Genomic DNA, 18761 nt, shown 5'->3' with positions numbered 1-18761 from the left:
AAGGCTTTAACGCCTGTCGCCTGCAAAACGGTGATTCTTTCGAATCACCGTTTTTCTTGCTCAAGCCTCGCCGATGGGTGTTGACCAATTCAGGCAGCTGAATCGAGTATGCAGAACTTGAGATCATAATATCTCGTAGACATAATAACTAATTAGGATTCTACATGATTTTCATTTAGATGTTATGTCATAAATACCGGTCCGTGCGCGGAGAGAGAGAATGATGAGTGACAAAGGTTCACCCTAAATCCCTTCTTCATGCACACCTACTCCGACATGGCTCGGACCTTAATGGCGGCAAAGCTCGATAGAGGAAAGCAATCGGCGTTCGCATTGAAAACCAACGCCGGTTGCTTGTGCGCATGAGCCGCCAAAGCGCGCCCGTTCTAGGCAACTTTCTTTAGCGCCTTTTTTGCTTTCTTCAATTTCGCGGTCTGCTTCGCCACCTTGGCTTTTCGGCTCTTGACCTCTTTTTTCAGGTCTTTGATTTTTGAATTCTTCGACATGAACCTGTCTCCTATCTGAATTTATCGGATATCGGAGGCCATCAGTCGGTGCGCTTGTTGTTGCGAAGGAAATCGCGAGTGAAGCCACCGACCTCCCGAACAGCACTCGAATCTAGTTCATCGCACAGATCAACGAACCCTTGTCTTTCCTTGCTTTTGATGCGACTGATCAGTTGACTGTTCTTCTTGAATTTTTCTTCGAACTCTGATTCGCGCCCATCTAAGATTTTCGCCTCACCTGATGATTGAGAATATCGTATAAATAATGGCTATGCGTTGGCTATACATTTTTGGCCCGAAGGTTAGGTTCGAATTTGTGTGCAAAATCCCGGCACAAAAGAGTGCCCGTCATCGAGGCCGTTCACCGGACGGCGCAAACAGGCTTGAAGACTGCTCAATCGCACGAAGCTTGCAGTAAGGGTCAGGTCTCGAAGTTTGCGTTTCATGAAGATACCGGAACAGACCTGACGATACCCGCCCCGATGCCACAGGACTTAATCGGGGACGGGTCAGGAAGCATCCGTCAACTTCATGACGAATGAACGCTACAGCAGCCTATATTTGCCCTAGCTCAAGACGTTCATGTAATAACGCCGGCCGCTCGCCTGAATTTTCAATCGCCCGCATCAAGAGCCCAGTTTGAGCGCAAGTTCGGACGGCACAGGAAAACGGCCGAATCGAATCACTCAGCGATTTTCGAAAGGAGATCCGGGTTGGTCACCAGATTGCGAACGCCATGCGCATGGTCTTCGTCGAAGACATTGTCCTTGAGCCATTTGTCCACGGTCTCGATGTTCACTTTCGCGACCCTTGGACGCACACTCCATGACACTTGGAAAGGAGATCCCTTTTCATTGTAGCCCGGACCTGTCGTTGAGCCTTCGTACTGAATGGCTGCGCCCGTATTCGCCGGGATATTGATCGCTTGGTGCACGCCGTTTCTTACCTCATGTTTCGTGAGCTCGACGAAATTCAGAGCACTATCATCGTTCACGAGAACAAAGACCTGCGTTTCAACGCGCAACTGAGGGTTCTTGATGGAGTCGCTTAGGCAGGAACCCAAAGTCGGCCCCGGTGCAACCTGCGCCGTCGTATGAACATAATGGACTTCGATCGTATCGCCAGGCACCAGGTCGCCGTGTTCGGTCTTGCCGATTTCCTTGTTGAGTTTACTTAACTCCGCGACACTCAAATCGCCGGAATAGGTGTAGCCGGTCCCATATCCATGACCATCGCCATTGCCGGCGTACTTAGTAAACTCTCCGCCTTTGTGCTCGGCATTCTCGTGGAAGTGGATGTTGCACAAGTTCATCTCGGTATAGGCGGGTGCCGATCCAAATGCGCGGCCATTGCTGCCTCCCGAAGAGTCGATATCCCGGGGCGACTGAGGCCCAAAGCCCGCGCCCTTTGTGCTTGCTGCCAGCGCCTGGCGCTGTTGCGCGATGGTTTGATCCGGCACTTGGTCATGCTTGCCTGATTCCGCACTTACTCCGCTGCTTACAAGTAACAAAGATGTTACTACGGCCGTGATAACCGGAGAGAATCTAACCATTATTTTTCTCACTCTTTCAGTTGGGAAATTTATCTACAGGGTTCACTTCGCATTACAATCAAATAGTTATAAACTCCTCGGATTTTAAGGAGTCTACCGACTTTATACAACCGTAGATTTGTCTAAAAGGAAGGGGTTCGCCCGACTTAGCCGTTCCTGTGATTTTTCAAATTCACTTGTTACGACTCGCCTGCGGGGGATTTTTTCTCTTGCGGCTGCTCTGTGGTTTTCCGGATTGGCCGAGCATGGACTGGTGAGTAACCCAACAGTGAAAACGGCTATGGCGCAAAGTACGACTTGCCTATAAAAATCGATATAGCGCTGTATCTAGAGGCCACTCGGCCAAGGCATGAGACAAAATATCGAATTGAGCCCACAAGATGATCACCATCTCACGGATGTTCGAATCCTTATGACCACGCCCCCGCCCTCAGCCCTGCACGCTATTCCCTTCATCTGCCCGCTTGACGGTCTCCCGCTCGCGCCGGAGGTTGGCAGCCTTATCTGTGCGAACCGGCATAGCTTTGACATTTCCGCAAGCGGCTATATCAACCTCTTGCCGGTTCAATATAAGAAGTCGCGCGATCCAGGGGACAGCAAGTCCATGGTTACCGCGCGCCGCCAGGTGCTGGACGCGGGCCTGTTCGACCCTTTGGCTGATGTGCTTTGCGAGGTTGTGGGCAGCGAGATCACCGGTAGCGGGAGGGAGGCCACCGGGCAGACTGGGACCGGTGAGGACGAGCAACCGCTGCTGGTGGATGCTGGCTGCGGGGAAGGTTTCTACACGGCTCGTCTGGCGGCGCATCTGCAGGACAACTTGAAGGAGCGCGCGCCAAAGGCCCTAGGCGTCGATATTTCCAAGTGGGCCGTTATGGCGGCTGCGAAGCGCCACAAGAACATTGCTTGGGTGGTGGCAAGCAACAAACGGCTGCCGTTGCTTCAGGGCGCCCCGAAGGTAATCACAAGCCTCTTCGGCTTTGAGACCTGGCCGGACTGGGCGCAACTGCAGAATGCGGGTCAGTCTGTAATCGTCGTGGATGCCGGACCACGCCACCTGATCGAATTGCGCGAGATCATCTATCCGACGCTGCAAGTGCACGAACCGCCCGTACACGAGGGCGCTACAGCAAACAGCTATGAGCTTGTCTCCGAAACCTCGACCCGCTTCGAACAGACAGTCCATGACGCCGACCTGCTTATAGATCTCCTGGAGATGACGCCCCATGGCCGCAAGTCGGGCGCGGAAGCACGCGACAGGGTAAAAGCGCGGGAAAGCCTCTCCCTGTCGTTTGATGCGGTGATCCGCACGTTCCGCCATCGTTGATCAGGGTCGATAAGGTGCCACGAAAAAATCAGCCCCGAAAAAACTCATGGTAAAGAAGGGTTCGCTACACTAGCTCCGAACAGGAGCCCAATTGCACGCCATCCTCAATTGGCCTAGCGTTATCGAATAAAGAGGAGATGAATAGTGATTACTCGCCTGAAATTTCGCTCACCTCCAAGCCCCTTTCTCGCCGGAGGAAGAATGGATGCCTCGCTTAACGCCCGATGAAGTCGCAAAATATCGCAGCGACGGCTATGTAATTCCGCACTTCCGCTTGCCGGATGAAGAAATCAAACATCTGCGTTCGGCACTGGACGAACTCATCAGAGCGAACCCGGACGTCCGCCCGGAGAAACTTGTGAGCGCCCATATCGAGGGGCGAAACTCGGAAGGTGTATATGGCAGTGGTACGTTTTTGCAGCTCGCCCAGCGTCCGGACATCATCGATCTCGTATCCAATCTGATCGGCGAGGACATCATCCTCTGGGGCTGCCACATATTCTGCAAACCCGGTGGTACGGGCTACGAAACACCGTGGCATCAGGATGGACATTACTGGCCAATCAGGCCGCTTGCCACCTGCACGGTCTGGATTGCATTGGACCATTCCACGATTGAAAACGGCTGCTTGAGGGTTGTTCCGGGATCGCACAAGGAACAAACGCTGTTCGGTCATGTACGGGACGATCGTGAAGATATCGCCCTGAGCGACAGTACTGTTCAGAATGCCTTTGATGAAAAGAAGGCTGTAAATCTAGTTTTGGAGCCCGGCCAAATGTCCATGCACGACGTCTACATGATCCACGGTGCTGCGGCGAATAGCTCGCCAAGACGACGCGCGGGTGTGGCGATCCGCTACATGCCTGCGACTTCCGTGTTCGAACGAAACCTCAATCCCTTGGATGGAAAGAGCGGCGTTCCTGTCAACTTCGCTGAACGACCGTTATGGCTGTTGCGTGGAAAAGACCGAACCGGCCGCAACAATTTCGAGATTGGGCACCATCGGGGCGATGCTTGAAAGAAAATGCTTGCCCCCCTGAAACTAGGGTTTGAAAAGCTCTACAGGTATTTTCAGAATCTTGGCGGCATAGAGCCTGTCGGCAGAGTAATCCTACCTTTCACATTGATTTCATCTGACAATGCCAACGAGCCCATTGTCTGTGCCCAACATATTGGAAACCATCGGTCAAGACCCACTCATATCACTTCACAGCATCAATGGTTCAAAGCTTACAACAATCCTAGAACCAATCGGCCTCGGTTTAGTTTTCCAGATCTTTAACTAATTCGTACTTGCCCGCTCTCAATCGCATACTGTCTTCGATGATCGAAGCCAGCGCTGCAATACTGACAAGCAATCCTGAGATTGGAACGATGGCGATAGCATATTTTTTGGGCATGTAGTTCGGTTTAAAAACGAACCCGCCGTCCTCCCAGGCGAAATACCACATCTCCCAGTATTTGCCGCCCATGGTGGAAACCGCTTCCATTCCGTAAATGATCATGATGAGACCCAGGCCAAATATGATCAGTGACCAGAATTGTTGAATGGCGAACGCGGCTTTCAGGGGGAGCCAGGAATAGATCAAGTCCAACGCGATGTGATCCTTGTCCCGCACCGTCAGTGCAAGAGCAAAAAAGACCAACCAGATGTTGCTGAGAACGGTCAGGAGATCTCCCCACACAGGTGGGTTTTCAAAAACATAACGCATCACGACGGAGTAGACTGTAAAGACCACCATCAACAAAAGAAGAATGGCGCAAAAGGCAGTCAGAGTCTTTTTGACCGTGCGATCTACGAAACCGACAGTAGCTAGCATATTAAAGACCTCCGGCGATTTTTCACAGCACATGCCCGTGTGCTGCTACAGGGGAGTTTGAGAGCTCCGGCGCGCATCAATTCGAGAAGCCAAAAGCACGGGGAAGAAACATCGTGATGTCCGGAATGACGATCAGAACAAACAATAGGGCAAAAAGCGCAACGAGATAGGGCAACATCGCTATTGCAACTTTTTCCAACCGCACTTCTGCTATTGCACCTGCGGTGAAGAACGCCACGCCCACGGGTGGGGTGACGGACCCGATCAGGAACCCGACAACGACGACAAGTGCCGCCTGTACGTCGGGATAACCTGCTTTCACCATCACATCTACCAGCACAGGCCCGGCCACGATGATATTTGCGGCCGAATCCATCACCATACCGAGCAGACAGATGAAGAGAACCAGCACCAGCGCGAAGAGAAGTGGATTGTAAGTGTAGCTTAGCAGCCACATCTCGAGCTGGTTTATCGCCCCGAGCGACGTCAGAAGCCAGCTGAACGGCCCCGCTGCAGCGATGATGATGAACACCATCGCAGAGTTCCGGAACGCGCGGACAAAGGCGCTCTTACAGTTGGTCCAGGTGATCGTACGATAGATGAACAGCCCGACGAAGAGGGCTATTGTTGCGGTCAGGGCGCCGGCTTCGACAACGCCTGCGATGCCAAAGACGACCGAGCCGACCAGCACGATAGGAATGAGCAGCGCAAAGGAGGATTTGTAGCCGACGATGGCTATCGCCTTCAGGCTGAAAGGTTCCTCGCTGCGTTCGAAATTATTACGTCTGGCAATGATGTAGTTGATCACCATCAGAAGAATGCCGATCAGGATACCCGGCACGATTCCACCTGCGAAAAGCGCCCCCACCGAAATGCCGCCTGCATTTGCGAGGACAATCATCATGATCGAGGGTGGGATGATCCCGCCAATTGTGGAACTGACGGCCGTGATCGCAGCAGCAAAAGCGGCCGGATACCCCGCGCGTTTCATAGCCGGCACCAGTAGCGAACCCACGGTCGCCGTATCCGCCACCACAGAGCCGTTCATTCCGGCAAAGAACATGCTGACCAGCACGTTGGCCTGCGCCATGCTGCCCCGCATCCGGCCGATCAGACGCTGGCTCAACTCCACCAGCCGGTCAGTGATGGTGGCGCTGGTCATCAGCTCACCGGTCAGCATGAAAAACGGAATCGCAGTGAGGGGCACTGAATCGATGGCGCTGAACATCTGACTGGGGATCAAGATCATCGGAGCGACGTCGGTGATCATGATATAGACCACCGGGATCAGGATCATCGTGAAGCCAACCGGAGCACCAAGCAGGATCAGCAGCACCAGAACGATCAGAAGCGCAATGCTTTCCATGGATGGCGTCCTATTCGTGGTCAGGGTAACGAGGCCGATTTCAGATAGAAAAGGTGGCGCGAAGCTGGGTCCGCGCCACCGCTAGTCTAAAGATATCGACGAAGATTACAGCGCGCCAGCTTCCTTGAGCTGCGCGATGAAGTCGGTCATACCCTGTTCTTCCAGAACGCGCTCTGCGGTTGCAGGATCGAAGGTACCCTTAGCATTGAGCCAGGCGTCGATCGCACCGGCGCGCCATTTCACAAGCTCTTCTTCTGTCGGGACATACCATTCTTTGATCGTGGCCTTGATGGCGGTCTCGCCGGCTTCGACCCATGCGCGATCAAGCTCCTGCACACGCTGACCAAAGGCCTGCGCAGCTTCGTGCAGCCATGCCTTTTCCTCGTCGCTCAGCGCATCGTACTGGCGCTTGTCCATCGACAACTGGTTGCCAGACCAAGAACCGCCGATTTCGGTGAAGTATTTCGCGACCTCGTGCAGCTTGGCGACATGCTGCCAGGGCGTTGCAACATACTGGCCCGAGACCACCCCGGTTTGCAGGCCCTGATAGAGCTGTGACCAGTCATAGGGCACCGGCACCGCGCCCCAGTTCTTGATCAGCGTATATTCGATCGGGCTTTTGGTTACACGCCATTTGATGCCTTCCATGTCCGAGGGCACATGCACGGGACCATGGGCGTTGCCAAGCTGGCGGAAACCACCGCTGGAATAAACGGTCAGGCAAACATGACCGGCCTCTTCGGCGGCAATATCGCATTGCTTTTTGGCCAGCCATTCTGACGAAATGCGATCTGCGTCTTCAATGCTTTTAAAGATATAGGGCAGGTCAAAAATCGCCAGGGAAGTGCCGAAATTGCCGAAGTTCGCGGTCGAACTCGTCCAGAGCGCCAACAGACCCTGATTGGCCTGCTCCCCGCAGGATTGCTCACTGCACAGCGACTTCCGGTAATGCGGCTCGATGCTCATCTTGCCGCCGGACACCTTTTCCAATGTCGGGATCAGTGCCTGATCAATGGCGTCCCCAATCGGCATGCCCAGAAAGCCTACCGTGCCCAGCTTCAGAACTTTTTCGGCAGCAGCAGGTTGCGCAAACATTGCCGCGATTGATGCAATGCATAGCGCCTTGCAAACGGATTTCATCCTCATCGATCTCGTCTCCCGTTGAATAATTTTTGCTTGGCCACATCTTTCACCGCACTATTCGCCATTGAAAGGGACAGATAGTTTGAAAGAAGGTGACAGAATGGTTTATGCCTGAGACGCGCGCGCGGAATCGGCTAGTATCCGGCGCAGAAGAAAGACCGCAGCACCCTGGAGCAACCAGTTGAGTTCAACCACACCGCGATTTCTGAAGTTACCTGAAAACTCCAACCTCAGTTTGCGCGATCAGATATGCGAGGTGGTCAGCGCAGCGATCACTTCGAAGTCGTTGGCTTATGATCGTCCCCTTCCTTCCTGCCGGGAGTTGGGAGAGCAGTTCGGTGTCTCCCGGAATACGGTTTTCGCAGCTTACAACCGCCTTGTGGATCAGGAACTGCTCGTCTCGCGGGACCGGTCGGGATACTTCGTCAATCCGGATCTGGCAGAGCTTGAAAAAACAGCCGGCGAGATAGCAGCAAACCGCGACGCAATCCCCTGTCCGGTGCGTTTTCAGCCAAACGATCTGATGCCGGTGGTCAATCCTCTGGACTGGAACTCTTACCCCTATCCCTTCATCTACAACCAGATCGACCCGAACCTTTTCCCGGTCGACAGCTGGCGCGAATGCACGCGGCAAGCTTTAGGGCGCAAACAGATGCCTGTCTGGGCCAGCGATTCCGTCGAAAGCGACAGCCCGCAACTGGTCCAGCAACTTCGTCAGAGGCTGCTGAACACCCGCGGGATATATGCCGAAGATGACGAGATCCTGGTCACTCTTGGGTCACAGAATGCACTGTTCATTCTGGGTACGATCTTTGCGAAGACCGGCAAGCCTTTCGCCCTTGAAGATCCTGGCTTCTTTGGCGCCCGCAATGCGTTTCGTCTGTCGGGCAATAAGCTGATCGGCATTCCGATTGATGGAGAAGGCCTGATCCCGGCGGCCATTCCGACCGGCTGCCAACTGGTCTTTACGACACCCAGCCATCAGTTCCCGACCATGGTCACAATGAGCCAGTCGCGGCGCGAAGAACTGTTGGAAGCGGCGGTCAAAAAGGATTTCCTGATCATTGAAGACGACTATGAGGCGGAGATGAACTATGTCGCCAAGTCTTCGCCATCGCTGAGGTCGATGGATAAATCGGGACGCGTGATTTATGTCGGCAGCCTGTCCAAAACCATTTCTCCCGGGATCCGCCTGGGGTTCATCGTTGCGCATCGGGACATCATCCGTGAGTCCCGCATCGCCCGGGGTGTGATGATGCGCCATCCGCCAACGATCGTACAGGAAATCACCGCACTGTTCTTTCGGCTGGGTCACTACGAATCCCATCTGCGCAATATCGAACGGCGGTACAACAAGCGCTGGCACACAATGAACGATGCGCTCACCAAACACCTGGGGATGTTGCAAACGACGCAGTCCGAAGGCGGCACGTCTTTCTGGCTGACCGGGCCGGAGGGTTTTGACGCCACAGCCTTGGCCGCGCGCCTGCGGGAAAAGGGCGTGCTGGTGGATCGGGGGCAGGATTACTACCTCAACTACAATGACAGCCGCAGTTTCCGTCTTGGCTTTGCCTATGTGCCTGTATCCCGGCTTGAGTCAGGGGTGAAGGTAATCGCTGAGGAAGTACGATCCATGCTGTGATTTCAGGAGACAGAGGTAAAAGCATCTGTCCCTTCGAAATGCCGCACCTGTCTCTCGCCGTGTTCTCAAATTTCCAGTTATCTGAAAGGCAGAAACCCCGGGCTCACCGGCTTGGATAGGGTCCCCGTTTGAATCTAGGGAATTGTCCTTTTGAATGACCGTATTGCAACCAACCCAAATTTGACGCCGTTCCAGTTTCACGTCCCCGACGAGGTTCTGGAAAACATCCTGAGTCGTGTCGCGGACTATCCCTGGCACGAGATGCCCGATGATGGCGGCTGGGATTACGGTACCAACATGGCGTACCTGAAAGAGCTGTGCGCCTATTGGGTTGATGGCTTTGACTGGCGCGCGCAAGAGGCGCGGATCAACGCGTTCTCGCATTTTAAGGCGCCGGCTGGCGGCATCGACATGCATTTCATCCATGAAAAGGGCAGCGGTGATAATCCGATGCCTCTGATGATCAGTCATGGCTGGCCGGGATCGGTGGCAGAGTTCTTCGACCTGATCGAACCCTTGGCGCATCCCGAGCGGTTCGGTGGCGATGTTGAGGACGCCTTTACCGTAATTGCGCCCTCGCTCCCCGGTTTCGGATTCTCCGGGCGGCCGCCGCGGCCCTATGGGCCACGCAAAATGGCCTCGGTCATCAACGCCCTGATGACCGACACCCTGGGGTTTGACGGTTACCTGGCCCAGGGCGGGGACTGGGGCGGGGCGATCTGTTCATGGCTGGGCTACGACCACGCCCCTGCCTGTTCGGCGATACACATCAATGTGCTGACGATGCGCCACCCTGATGGCCCGCAGACGCCTGAGGAAAAGGCGTGGGAGGCGCAGTTCGACCACGATCAGATCATGCAGAACGGCTACCGCACGCAACAGGCAACCCGGCCGCAGACACTCAGCTATGCGATGATCGACAGCCCCGTCGGGATCGCGGCCTGGCTGATCGAGAAGTTTCATGACTGGTCGGATGTCGAGGTTGGCGGCATCGAAAGAGCCCATTCCAAGGATGAGCTGCTGACCAATATCATGATCTACATCACCACCCGCACGTTCAACACCGCGTCGTGGATCTACTACGGCCGCCGCGAAGAGGGCGGGCGGATCCTGTCGCCCGAGGGACGGCGCATCGAGGTCCCCACCGGCTGCGCGGTCTTTCCGGCCGAGATGCTCAATTGGCCGCCTCGGTCATACGCAGACCGGATTTACAACATCCAGCACTGGACCGAGATGCCCCGCGGCGGCCATTTCGCAGCAATGGAAGAGCCCGAACTGCTGGTGAATGACATTCGTAAATTTGCCCGCACCCTGCGTGGCTAAGACGTAAACCAGCGGTTAAGACCCCGCGTCCGGATCAAATCGAACAACGCTTAAAGACGAGGGAGAGTCCCCATGACGCTTTCACATAGCGAGTTTAAGGCCATTGCAGGAAGACTGATCCCCAACGGGCAGGCCTTTATTGACGGCAAATTCTGTGATGCTGCCGACGGCGAGAAATTCGACACGACCAACCCCGCAACAGGGCAAGTACTGGCCAGCGTCGCCCATTGTAAGACCGCGGATGTGGACCGCGCTGTAGCCGCTGCCCGCAGGGTTTTCAACGCCGGCACATGGTCGCGCGCAGAACCCGAAGTGCGCAAAGAGGTGTTGCTTAAAATCGCTGCACTGGTGCGTGAACACACCCATGAACTGGCGGTCCTGGAAAGTCTCGATACCGGCAAAACCATCAATGACTGCCTGGATGAAATCGGCGGCGAAGTTCCGAATTTCTTTCAGTGGTACGCGGAACTGGCCGACAAGACCTTTGGGAAGATCGCGCCGACCGGCCCTGGCGCCATGGCGCTGATCACCAAGGAACCCGCCGGCATCGCGGGTGCCGTGCTGCCATGGAATTTTCCGCTCGTCATGGCCGCCTGGAAGATCGCGCCATCGCTTGCGGTGGGGTGTTCCGCCGTCATCAAGCCGGCAGAACAGACCCCGCTGAGTACAATCCGGCTGGCGGAGCTGATGCAGGAGGCCGGCGTGCCCGACGGCGTCATCAATATCGTGCCGGGCTTTGGCGAAACCGCAGGCAAGGCGATCGGTCTTCACAACGATATCGATACCGTGTCCTTTACCGGATCAACCGAGGTCGGCCGGATGTTCATGCGTTACTCCGGTGACAGTAACCTCAAAGGTGTCGGTCTCGAGATGGGCGGCAAAAGTCCATTTGTCGTGCTCGAGGATGCGGTCCTCAACGACGAGTTGATCGAACATGCCGCGATGTCGGCCTTCTGGAACGGCGGTCAGAATTGTTCGGCCAATATGCGCCAGCTGATCGCGCGGCCGCTGGTCGAGGAATTCACCGGGCGCATTATCGATCGGGTCAAATCATTCAGGCTGGGCGATCCTCTGGATCCTGCCACCGATATCGGGTCGATGATCACCAAGGACCACAAGGATATGGTGATGAGTTACATCCAAAGCGGCGTTGATGAAGGTGCGGACAAGGTGATGGGCGGCGGAAGCGATCTGCCCGGCTATTTCATCGAGCCCACGGTCTTTCAGAACGTCACGCCCGAGATGAGAATCGCCCGCGAAGAGATTTTCGGTCCGGTTCTGGGCATTATGCCGACCAAGAGCACCGAAGAGGCCTTGGCGGTGGCCAGTGACACCGATTACGGCCTCCACGCCACTGTTTTCACTCAGGACATTGACCGTGCCATCCACATGGCCCGTGCGCTTCCTTGTGGCACTGTCTCGGTTAACGGATTTTCAGAAGGCGACATCAAAACTCCGTTCGGTGGCTACAAGCAATCGGGGTCGCTGGCACGTGACAATGGCACCGAAGCGCTCGAGCAATACCTCCAGACAAAAACCATATGGATCCAGACAAAGGCAGGCTAATCGTCTGTCGCAAGCACTGAGCAAACGACTGCGAGAAATTGTACGTCCGAGTCTCGAGCAATGTTGTAGATCTTACGGCATCGAACCGGTGGCTGGAGAAATTCACGTCGTCAATTGCAACCAAGACGCATAGAAGAAAATGTTCCACTAGCGTATCTTGGCTCCTGGACGAGGCTTATATTCGATGGTTACCTCTATCCTGCCGACGGCGAGTTTTGGCAAAAGCTTAGGATTCAAGCTGTCCGAGTATCGGAGTGATACCGCAGCGGACAAATTTTTCGGCAATGCGCTCAAAACCAACGCAAATCCTGAAATTAATGCGATCGACGAAAGCGGCGCCAAATACAAAAAAGACCTAGCCGTGATCTTCAGCTAAGCCTTTGAAAAAATGGTGCCCAGGGGCGGATTTGAACCACCGACACGCGGATTTTCAGTCCGCTGCTCTACCAACTGAGCTACCTGGGCATCTCCGCGATGTTGCGGACGAGGGCTTATAGAAAATGTACCGCCCTCTGTCCAGAGCAAAAGCCGAGATTCGTTGCATTCCCTTCTAGGTCTGTCCCATGATCCTCCTGGAGTTTTCATCTCCTGTGAGCATCAGGTCAGAAAACCTAAGAGATACTGCCGTAGCAGTAGTTTTCAGTAGTCGTCCCCATCCCCAAAGGTGCTATCGCCGGGCGCTTCGTCGGTCGGAATACGGTAGCCTTCCTTAAACCAGCGCCCCAGGTCCACATCGGCGCAGCGTTTGGAGCAGAAAGGCCGGTATTTGGGCTCCACGGGGGCTTCGCAGATAGGACAACGACCCGCTGTCTTGATCGCGTGAACGGCTTCCACCGTCCCTTTGAGTTGTTTAGATTCGTCACTCATAAAACAATTTTTAGCGCCGTATAGCCAAAACCTCAACCGTCCGAGAGGTATGAGCGGTCTTTGTCGCCACAGGTAGTTGCGTCTCGAGCCGGAGGGCACGCCCTAAGCGCCGCTCGACTACCTGCCGCGCCTCAGCGGCAGCACCTTCCCGCAAGGCAGCCAGAACCACCGAAGGTGCTGTGATCACGACCTCACAGCCCGGTGCCGCGTCAGCCTCGCCCAGCGCGCCGCGTAGCGCCCCGAACGCCAGGGTCACGGCATCACGCTGCCGGCCCCACCCCTGCTCGCCGGCAGGCTCAGTCAAGATATCGGCCAGGGGTGGCCCGCCGCGGCGGCGTGTCATCTCCAACAAGCCAGAGGGCGACATGCCGGCCACCTGACAGGGTTGGTCGTCTGCTTCCAATGCTTTACGCAGCGTGGCAATCACTCGGGCGCGCGCCGATTTTTCCCGCAACTCCAGCAAATCGACCACGATCAATCCAGCGATTGCCCGCAGGCGGAGCTGTCGCGCGATCTCGACCGCGGCTTCCAGATTGACCGTGAGAGCTTGCGCCTGCGCCGTCCCACTTGCTGCCATCGCGCCGAGGTTGACATCGATTGCCGTCAGGGTTCGCACCGGTTCGATCAAGAGGCTTCCACCCCCCGGCAATTCGACATACGGCCCCAAAAGGCTCTCGATCTGCTCTTCGGCCCCTTCCTGCTCGAACAATGGCCGCGGCGCGGGGTCAAAGACGACGAGGCTGTTATCCCCTCCCAGCGCTGCAATCCTATGTTTCAAGCGATTGCAGGTCTCGCTGTCGTCGCAGATAATGGAATCAATTGGCCCTTGCCGGGCGATCAGTTGCAAGAGCGGATCATCCCCCTCCATCAGCAATGATGGAACCTTCGCGTTCGTGGCGAGGGTCGCAAGATCATCTGGCGGAGTGTCGATCCGAGAAGTCAGGCGGACGCCCTTGTCCTCGCTGGCCTCGCGCACGACCTTGACCGTCACTGCGTCGCCATCAGACAGTGCTCGGCCGAGCTGCTTTTTGCCGGGAGCCTCCCCGCGCGGCAGAAAACCTGGCCGCGCCAGGCCAATATCGACGAATGCCGCGTCCAGGCTGGGACTTATCTCGAGAACCCGCCCCTGATAGATGTTCCCCATCATGCGCGGATGATCGGCACGAAGAATGAGAAGATCCTCAAGCCTGTCTGCACGCAGACAGGCAGCACGCACCTCTCCCGGCAAAGCTGAAACCACTATCCGCGCGGGTACCTGACTGCGCTCCTGCCCCCCCTGTTCCAGGCGATCCTCTGAGCCTGTCATAGCTTGAAACCGGATCCCGTCAACAGCGCCGTCGTTTCCGCCAAGGGAAGACCGACCACATTGGAGTAGGAGCCGTTGATTGTGGGAATAAGTGCTGCGGCCCGGCCCTGGATCGCATAGCCGCCGGCCTTACCGCGCCACTCACCGCTTTCAAGGTAAGCGTCGATTTCGTCTGGGTGCAGGCGCTTGAAGATCACAGCCGTCACCACTAGGCGCCAGCGCATCTTGCCCATAGGATCAATCAGCGCAACCCCGCCCATGACCTTATGCCGCCTGCCTGACAATAGCTCCAAGCAGCAACGCGCATCGGCTAGGTCTTCAGCTTTCGGCAGAATTCGACGTCCAACGGCGACAACTGTGTCCGCAGCCAGGATAAAAGCACCCGGATGCCGGGGTGCGACCGCAAGCGCCTTTTCCTGTGCCATGCGCCGGGCATAATCGGCCGGCAATTCTTGGCGCGCCGGAATCTCGTCGATCTCCGCCGGATCGACGGAATCGGGCTCGACACCGATCTGACACAGCAAATCGAGCCTACGCGGCGACGCGGAAGCCAAAATGAGGGGAACGGACCGCTCGGCCACCGCCGGAGCCCGATCTATTTGAATCGGAAGGTGATACGGCCCTTAGTCAAATCATAGGGCGTCATCTCGACGTTGACGCGGTCACCGGCCAGCACACGGATGCGGTGCTTTCGCATCTTGCCGGCGGTATGCGCCAAAACTTCATGGTCGTTATCGAGCTTCACACGAAACATCGCGTTCGGCAGCAGTTCGAGAACCGTGCCCTGAAACTCCAGTAAGTCTTCCTTCGCCATTCACTCCGCTTTCCGCTGTTTGCGGTCATACATTGCGTGGATCCGCCCAATGCGGTCTATCCACGACAAGAAAATATGTCATACGCTCATATCGCCGGCGCTTATATAAAGGAAGTTAACAGCGACGTCGAGCGCGCGGATCATAAACAGATCCTGCAAAATCATCAAATCCGAAGAAATGAGCCTCCAAGCGCGAATTTCCGGGGGTTTTCAGATGATGTACGGATCTCTGTTAAATTCAAAGAGAATGCCGGCGAAATCTATAGGTTGGGCTTGAGATCCAACGTGAAGCGATCTGTGATCCGCTTCAGGAGCTGATCCCTGACCTGCCGGTAGGCATCTAGGCGCGTTTCACGGTTACCTTCCACTATGGAGGGATCAAATGTGTTCCAGAACTCGACGTCGCAAGCCATGGTCCGGGTCAATTCAACCGCACTATGCTGGGCTTCCGGAGAGAGCGAGATGATCAGATCAAAAGAGGTATCTTCCAGGGTATCAAAGGTTTTTGCCTTGTGCCGGGAGATATCGATGCCGATCTCGTCCATGACCTCGATAGCGAACCCATCAAGCACGCCCCCCCGCACACCAGCAGAATCGACATAAATTCTGTGCCCAAGCAGGTGTTTTAGGATGGATTCCGCCATCGGTGAGCGCACGGCATTCATGGTACAGGAAAAGAGAACGGCGTCGGGCAGATCGCGCATACGCGCTTAACCCCTGATATGCAGGACGCAGATCAGCGTGAAGAGCCGTCTCGCGGTTTCGAAATCAATCTCGATTTTCTCTGCAAGCCGCTCCCGCAGCAGATCCGACCCGTCGTTGTGAAGGCCCCGCCGGCCCATATCGATTGCTTCGATCTTGGCCGGACTGGCGACCTTGATGGCCTCGAAATAGGTTTCGCAGACGCTGAAGTAATCGCGGACGATGCGCCGAAAGGGCATGAGGGACAGCTCAATGGTGCGCAGGTGCTCCTCTTTCTCATTTGAAATGGCGAATTGCAGGCGATTCTCAGCGATTCCCAGCTTCAAACGGTAAGGCCCGGTGAAATCACCGGCAGGTGAGAAAAAATTCTGCTCCAGCAGATCGAAGATCGCAATGGTGCGTTCCTGTTCCACATCAGGATTTCGGCGTACCATGCTGCGCTCGTCGAGTACAATATCGACAAGGCGTTGATCCGCAGATTCGATGGATTTCCCGCTTCCGGTATCCTGCCCGTCGTTCATCCCGTTCCCCCGTTGCACGTCTCAAAGCAGGGTTTTACCGCAGTCGATTTAGGACCCGATTAACGCCAAACGACTTTCGACCCAGCGTCATTCATTTAGAGCATCCCTCGAAAAACCTCACACAGTTAAGATGCTCTGAGTGGCGGACCCATTCCGGCTCACATTGGTTCAGAAAGACTGGATTATCAATCCTGCACAAACCGGAACGAGAAAATTGCCATCACTTCCCATCCAACCGCCCCAGATGAATCTGTCGCTCAAACAGATTTGTCATCGTCCAAGCGCACAGCGATAGAGAGCGCGTGCGCCCCAAGCCCCTCCGCCTGCGCCAAAGTCACGGCCGCAGGGCCGATGGCTCCCAGGCTGGTCGAAGAACAGGAAATCATTGACGAGCGTTTCAGGAAATCGAGCACGGAAAGACCCGACGAGAAGCGTGCGGAACGCGCCGTTGGCAGCACGTGGTTAGGCCCGGCGACATAGTCACCAATGGCTTCCGGCGTGTGGCGACCCAAAAAGATTGCACCGGCGTGGCGTACCTGCGCTGCAACGGCGTCCGGGTCCTCAATTGCCAGTTCCAAATGTTCCGGTGCGATCCGGTCAGATAGCTGCACTGCGACGCCCATATTTGGCACCAAAATAACAGCGCCATGATCACGCCAGCTCTGACCAGCGATCTCCGTTCGCTCGAGGGATTGCAGATGTATCTCCACAGCGCGCTCGACCGCCTCGGCGAACTCCGCGTCGTCTGTGATCAGGATCGACTGGGCTGCGGCATCATGTTCCGCCTGAGACAACAGGTCGGCCGCAATCCAGCGCGGGTCATTCTTGGCGTCGGCAATCACCAGGATTTCCGATGGTCCGGCAATCATGTCGATGCCAACCGTGCCAAAGACCTGTTTCTTTGCAGCGGCTACATAAGCGTTGCCAGGTCCAACGATCTTATCGACCGGTGCGATGCTTTCAGTACCATAGGCCAGCGCGGCAACCGCCTGGGCGCCACCGATACGATAAATTTCCGTGACACCGGCCAGCTTGGCTGCGGCCAGCACCAGGGGAGAAACCAGTCCATCCGGTGTGGGCACCACCATCACCACCCGCTCCGCTCCGGCAACAGCAGCCGGTATGGCGTTCATTAAGACGGACGAAGGATAGGACGCCAATCCACCGGGAACATAGAGACCCGCTGCCGAAACGGCCGTCCAGCGGTGTCCAAGACGTACACCGGAGCCATCAACATAGTCCAAATCTTCCGGTACCTGGCGCCGGTGATAATCACGGATCCGCTCGGCGGCGACCTGAAGAGCGTCGAGATCCGCCGGATCACATTGCGATTCGGCTGCAGCAATCTCCACTTCGCTGATCCGAAGAGTCTCAGTCGTCAGCGTCTGTCGATCGAAACGCGCTGTATAATCGATAAGAGCCGCATCGCCGCGCGCCCGCACGTCGGCGATTATGGCCGCCACAGTCTCGTTGACATCGACAGAGTCTTCGCGCTTGGATCCAAGCAGTTCCCGAAACGCCCCTTCGAAGCCGACATCCTCTGCGTTGAGCTTAAGCGGCATCGGCTACATCCGAAAAACGTTCGATCCAACCGTTCATTTCGCCCGGTCGGGTTTTTAGCGCGGCCCGATTGACGATCAGGCGCGAGGTTATTGTCGCGATTTCTTCGACCTCCACCAGACCGTTCGCCTTCAAGGTTGCGCCTGAAGACACCAGATCGACGATCCTTTTGCAGAGACCCAGGTTCGGGGCCAGCTCCATGGCACCATTCAGCTTGATGCATTCCGCTTGCACGCCGCGGGCCGCGAAATGCCGGCGAGTGATCTCCGGATATTTAGTGGCCACGCGGATATGGCTCCAGCGTGCCGGATCTTCCTCGGCCAGCAGTTCTTTGGGGGCTGCAACCGAAAGCCGGCAGTAGCCAATATTCAGATCCACGGGCGCATAGAGCTCGGGATAGTCGAACTCCATCAAAACGTCGTTTCCTGCCACTCCAAAATGCGCGGCGCCGAAGGCAACGAAGGTCGCGACGTCGAAACTGCGTACCCGCACGATTTCGAGGTTGGGATGGTTGGTTGCAAACCGGAGTTGCCGGGCGGAGTCGTCGTTGAAAGCCGCCTCCGGCTCGATACCCGCCCCAGACAGCAAGGGTGCGAGTTCCTTCAAAATACGCCCCTTGGGCAGGGCCAGCACGAGCTTTTCGTTCGCGGTCATTGCTAACTATTTCCGTCTAACATCCGATAAGAGTCCGATCGCACTCTACGGTCAGGTCGCGTAGCCTGGCTAAGGCTTTACCGCGATGCAGCTAC

General features: G+C 56.0%; 19 protein-coding genes and 1 tRNA gene. 6 read left to right on the top strand and 14 right to left on the bottom strand.

Annotated features, from left to right (window positions below):
* Window positions 1-288: 288 nt before the first annotated feature.
* Together QMZ18_RS11470 and QMZ18_RS11465 are read right to left on the bottom strand one after the other, a co-directional pair.
* Complete coding sequence (locus QMZ18_RS11470; RefSeq protein WP_282606433.1) at window positions 289-594, bottom strand: hypothetical protein; 306 nt, start codon at window positions 592-594, stop codon at window positions 289-291.
* A 594-nt stretch (window positions 595-1188) separates the two neighbouring features.
* Window positions 1189-1965, bottom strand: a complete 777-nt coding sequence (locus QMZ18_RS11465; RefSeq protein WP_282606432.1) for a delta-class carbonic anhydrase — start codon at window positions 1963-1965, stop codon at window positions 1189-1191.
* 505 nt (window positions 1966-2470) lie between these two features.
* On the opposite strand from QMZ18_RS11465, the gene QMZ18_RS11460 reads away from it, so the two are divergent.
* Together QMZ18_RS11460 and QMZ18_RS11455 are read left to right on the top strand one after the other, a co-directional pair.
* Entirely contained in the window at window positions 2471-3382 is a 912-nt protein-coding gene (locus QMZ18_RS11460) for a putative RNA methyltransferase (RefSeq protein ID WP_282606431.1), read from the top strand.
* Window positions 3383-3587: 205 nt separating this feature from the next.
* Window positions 3588-4400, top strand: a complete 813-nt coding sequence (locus QMZ18_RS11455) for a phytanoyl-CoA dioxygenase family protein (protein WP_282606430.1) — start codon at window positions 3588-3590, stop codon at window positions 4398-4400.
* Window positions 4401-4644: 244 nt separating this feature from the next.
* Here QMZ18_RS11455 and QMZ18_RS11450 read toward each other — a convergent pair whose 3' ends face one another.
* The 3 genes from QMZ18_RS11450 to QMZ18_RS11440 form a co-directional block, all read right to left on the bottom strand.
* The gene (locus QMZ18_RS11450) at window positions 4645-5202 is read right to left on the bottom strand and encodes a TRAP transporter small permease (RefSeq protein WP_282606429.1); all 558 of its coding nucleotides are present in this window, start codon (window positions 5200-5202) and stop codon (window positions 4645-4647) included.
* A gap of 76 nt (window positions 5203-5278) precedes the next feature.
* Window positions 5279-6568 (bottom strand): TRAP transporter large permease, encoded by a 1290-nt coding sequence (locus QMZ18_RS11445; RefSeq protein ID WP_282606428.1) that lies wholly within the window; start codon window positions 6566-6568, stop codon window positions 5279-5281.
* A 105-nt stretch (window positions 6569-6673) separates the two neighbouring features.
* Window positions 6674-7714, bottom strand: a complete 1041-nt coding sequence (locus tag QMZ18_RS11440) for a TRAP transporter substrate-binding protein (protein WP_282606427.1) — start codon at window positions 7712-7714, stop codon at window positions 6674-6676.
* 178 nt (window positions 7715-7892) lie between these two features.
* Between QMZ18_RS11440 and QMZ18_RS11435 the strand changes: the two genes are divergently transcribed.
* The 4 genes from QMZ18_RS11435 (at window position 7893) to QMZ18_RS11420 (ending at window position 12618) form a co-directional block, all read left to right on the top strand.
* Entirely contained in the window at window positions 7893-9353 is a 1461-nt protein-coding gene (locus QMZ18_RS11435) for a PLP-dependent aminotransferase family protein (RefSeq protein WP_282606426.1), read from the top strand.
* A gap of 150 nt (window positions 9354-9503) precedes the next feature.
* The gene (locus QMZ18_RS11430; RefSeq protein WP_282606425.1) at window positions 9504-10676 is read left to right on the top strand and encodes an epoxide hydrolase family protein; all 1173 of its coding nucleotides are present in this window, start codon (window positions 9504-9506) and stop codon (window positions 10674-10676) included.
* Between the two features lie 72 nt (window positions 10677-10748).
* Entirely contained in the window at window positions 10749-12242 is a 1494-nt protein-coding gene (locus QMZ18_RS11425) for an aldehyde dehydrogenase (RefSeq protein WP_282606424.1), read from the top strand.
* Between the two features lie 184 nt (window positions 12243-12426).
* Complete coding sequence (locus QMZ18_RS11420) at window positions 12427-12618, top strand: hypothetical protein (RefSeq protein ID WP_282606423.1); 192 nt, start codon at window positions 12427-12429, stop codon at window positions 12616-12618.
* Between the two features lie 13 nt (window positions 12619-12631).
* On the opposite strand, the gene QMZ18_RS11415 is transcribed toward QMZ18_RS11420, so the two are convergent.
* The 9 genes from QMZ18_RS11415 to hisG all read right to left on the bottom strand — a co-directional run bounded on the left by QMZ18_RS11415 (window position 12632) and on the right by hisG (window position 18666).
* Window positions 12632-12707, bottom strand: a tRNA-Phe gene (locus QMZ18_RS11415).
* Window positions 12708-12881: 174 nt separating this feature from the next.
* On the bottom strand, window positions 12882-13109 hold the full coding sequence (locus QMZ18_RS11410; protein WP_282606422.1) for a DNA gyrase inhibitor YacG: 228 nt from the start codon (window positions 13107-13109) through the stop codon (window positions 12882-12884).
* A gap of 10 nt (window positions 13110-13119) precedes the next feature.
* A complete protein-coding gene (locus QMZ18_RS11405; RefSeq protein ID WP_282606421.1) occupies window positions 13120-14415 on the bottom strand; it encodes a ribonuclease E/G in 1296 nt (431 codons plus the stop codon).
* Window positions 14412-14996, bottom strand: a complete 585-nt coding sequence (locus QMZ18_RS11400; RefSeq protein WP_282606420.1) for a nucleoside triphosphate pyrophosphatase — start codon at window positions 14994-14996, stop codon at window positions 14412-14414. Before QMZ18_RS11400 ends, QMZ18_RS11405 begins: the two co-directional genes overlap by 4 nt.
* Before the next feature lie 14 nt (window positions 14997-15010).
* Window positions 15011-15229 (bottom strand): translation initiation factor IF-1, encoded by a 219-nt coding sequence (gene infA / locus QMZ18_RS11395; protein ID WP_142899060.1) that lies wholly within the window; start codon window positions 15227-15229, stop codon window positions 15011-15013.
* 260 nt (window positions 15230-15489) lie between these two features.
* The gene (locus QMZ18_RS11390; protein ID WP_282606419.1) at window positions 15490-15933 is read right to left on the bottom strand and encodes a low molecular weight phosphatase family protein; all 444 of its coding nucleotides are present in this window, start codon (window positions 15931-15933) and stop codon (window positions 15490-15492) included.
* Between the two features lie 6 nt (window positions 15934-15939).
* Window positions 15940-16452, bottom strand: a complete 513-nt coding sequence (locus tag QMZ18_RS11385) for a UPF0262 family protein (RefSeq protein ID WP_282606418.1) — start codon at window positions 16450-16452, stop codon at window positions 15940-15942.
* 257 nt (window positions 16453-16709) lie between these two features.
* Window positions 16710-18014: a histidinol dehydrogenase gene (hisD, locus tag QMZ18_RS11380; protein WP_282606417.1), complete on the bottom strand. Its 1305-nt coding sequence runs from the start codon at window positions 18012-18014 to the stop codon at window positions 16710-16712.
* Window positions 18004-18666 (bottom strand): ATP phosphoribosyltransferase, encoded by a 663-nt coding sequence (gene hisG / locus QMZ18_RS11375; protein ID WP_282606416.1) that lies wholly within the window; start codon window positions 18664-18666, stop codon window positions 18004-18006. Before hisG ends, hisD begins: the two co-directional genes overlap by 11 nt.
* Window positions 18667-18761: the final 95 nt, after the last annotated feature.

Source organism: Pelagibius sp. Alg239-R121 (assembly GCF_947331435.1).
Lineage (GTDB): Bacteria > Pseudomonadota > Alphaproteobacteria > Kiloniellales > Kiloniellaceae > Denitrobaculum.
Note: the sequence above shows the minus strand (reverse complement) of the source record. Positions and strands in the feature narration are given on the sequence as shown.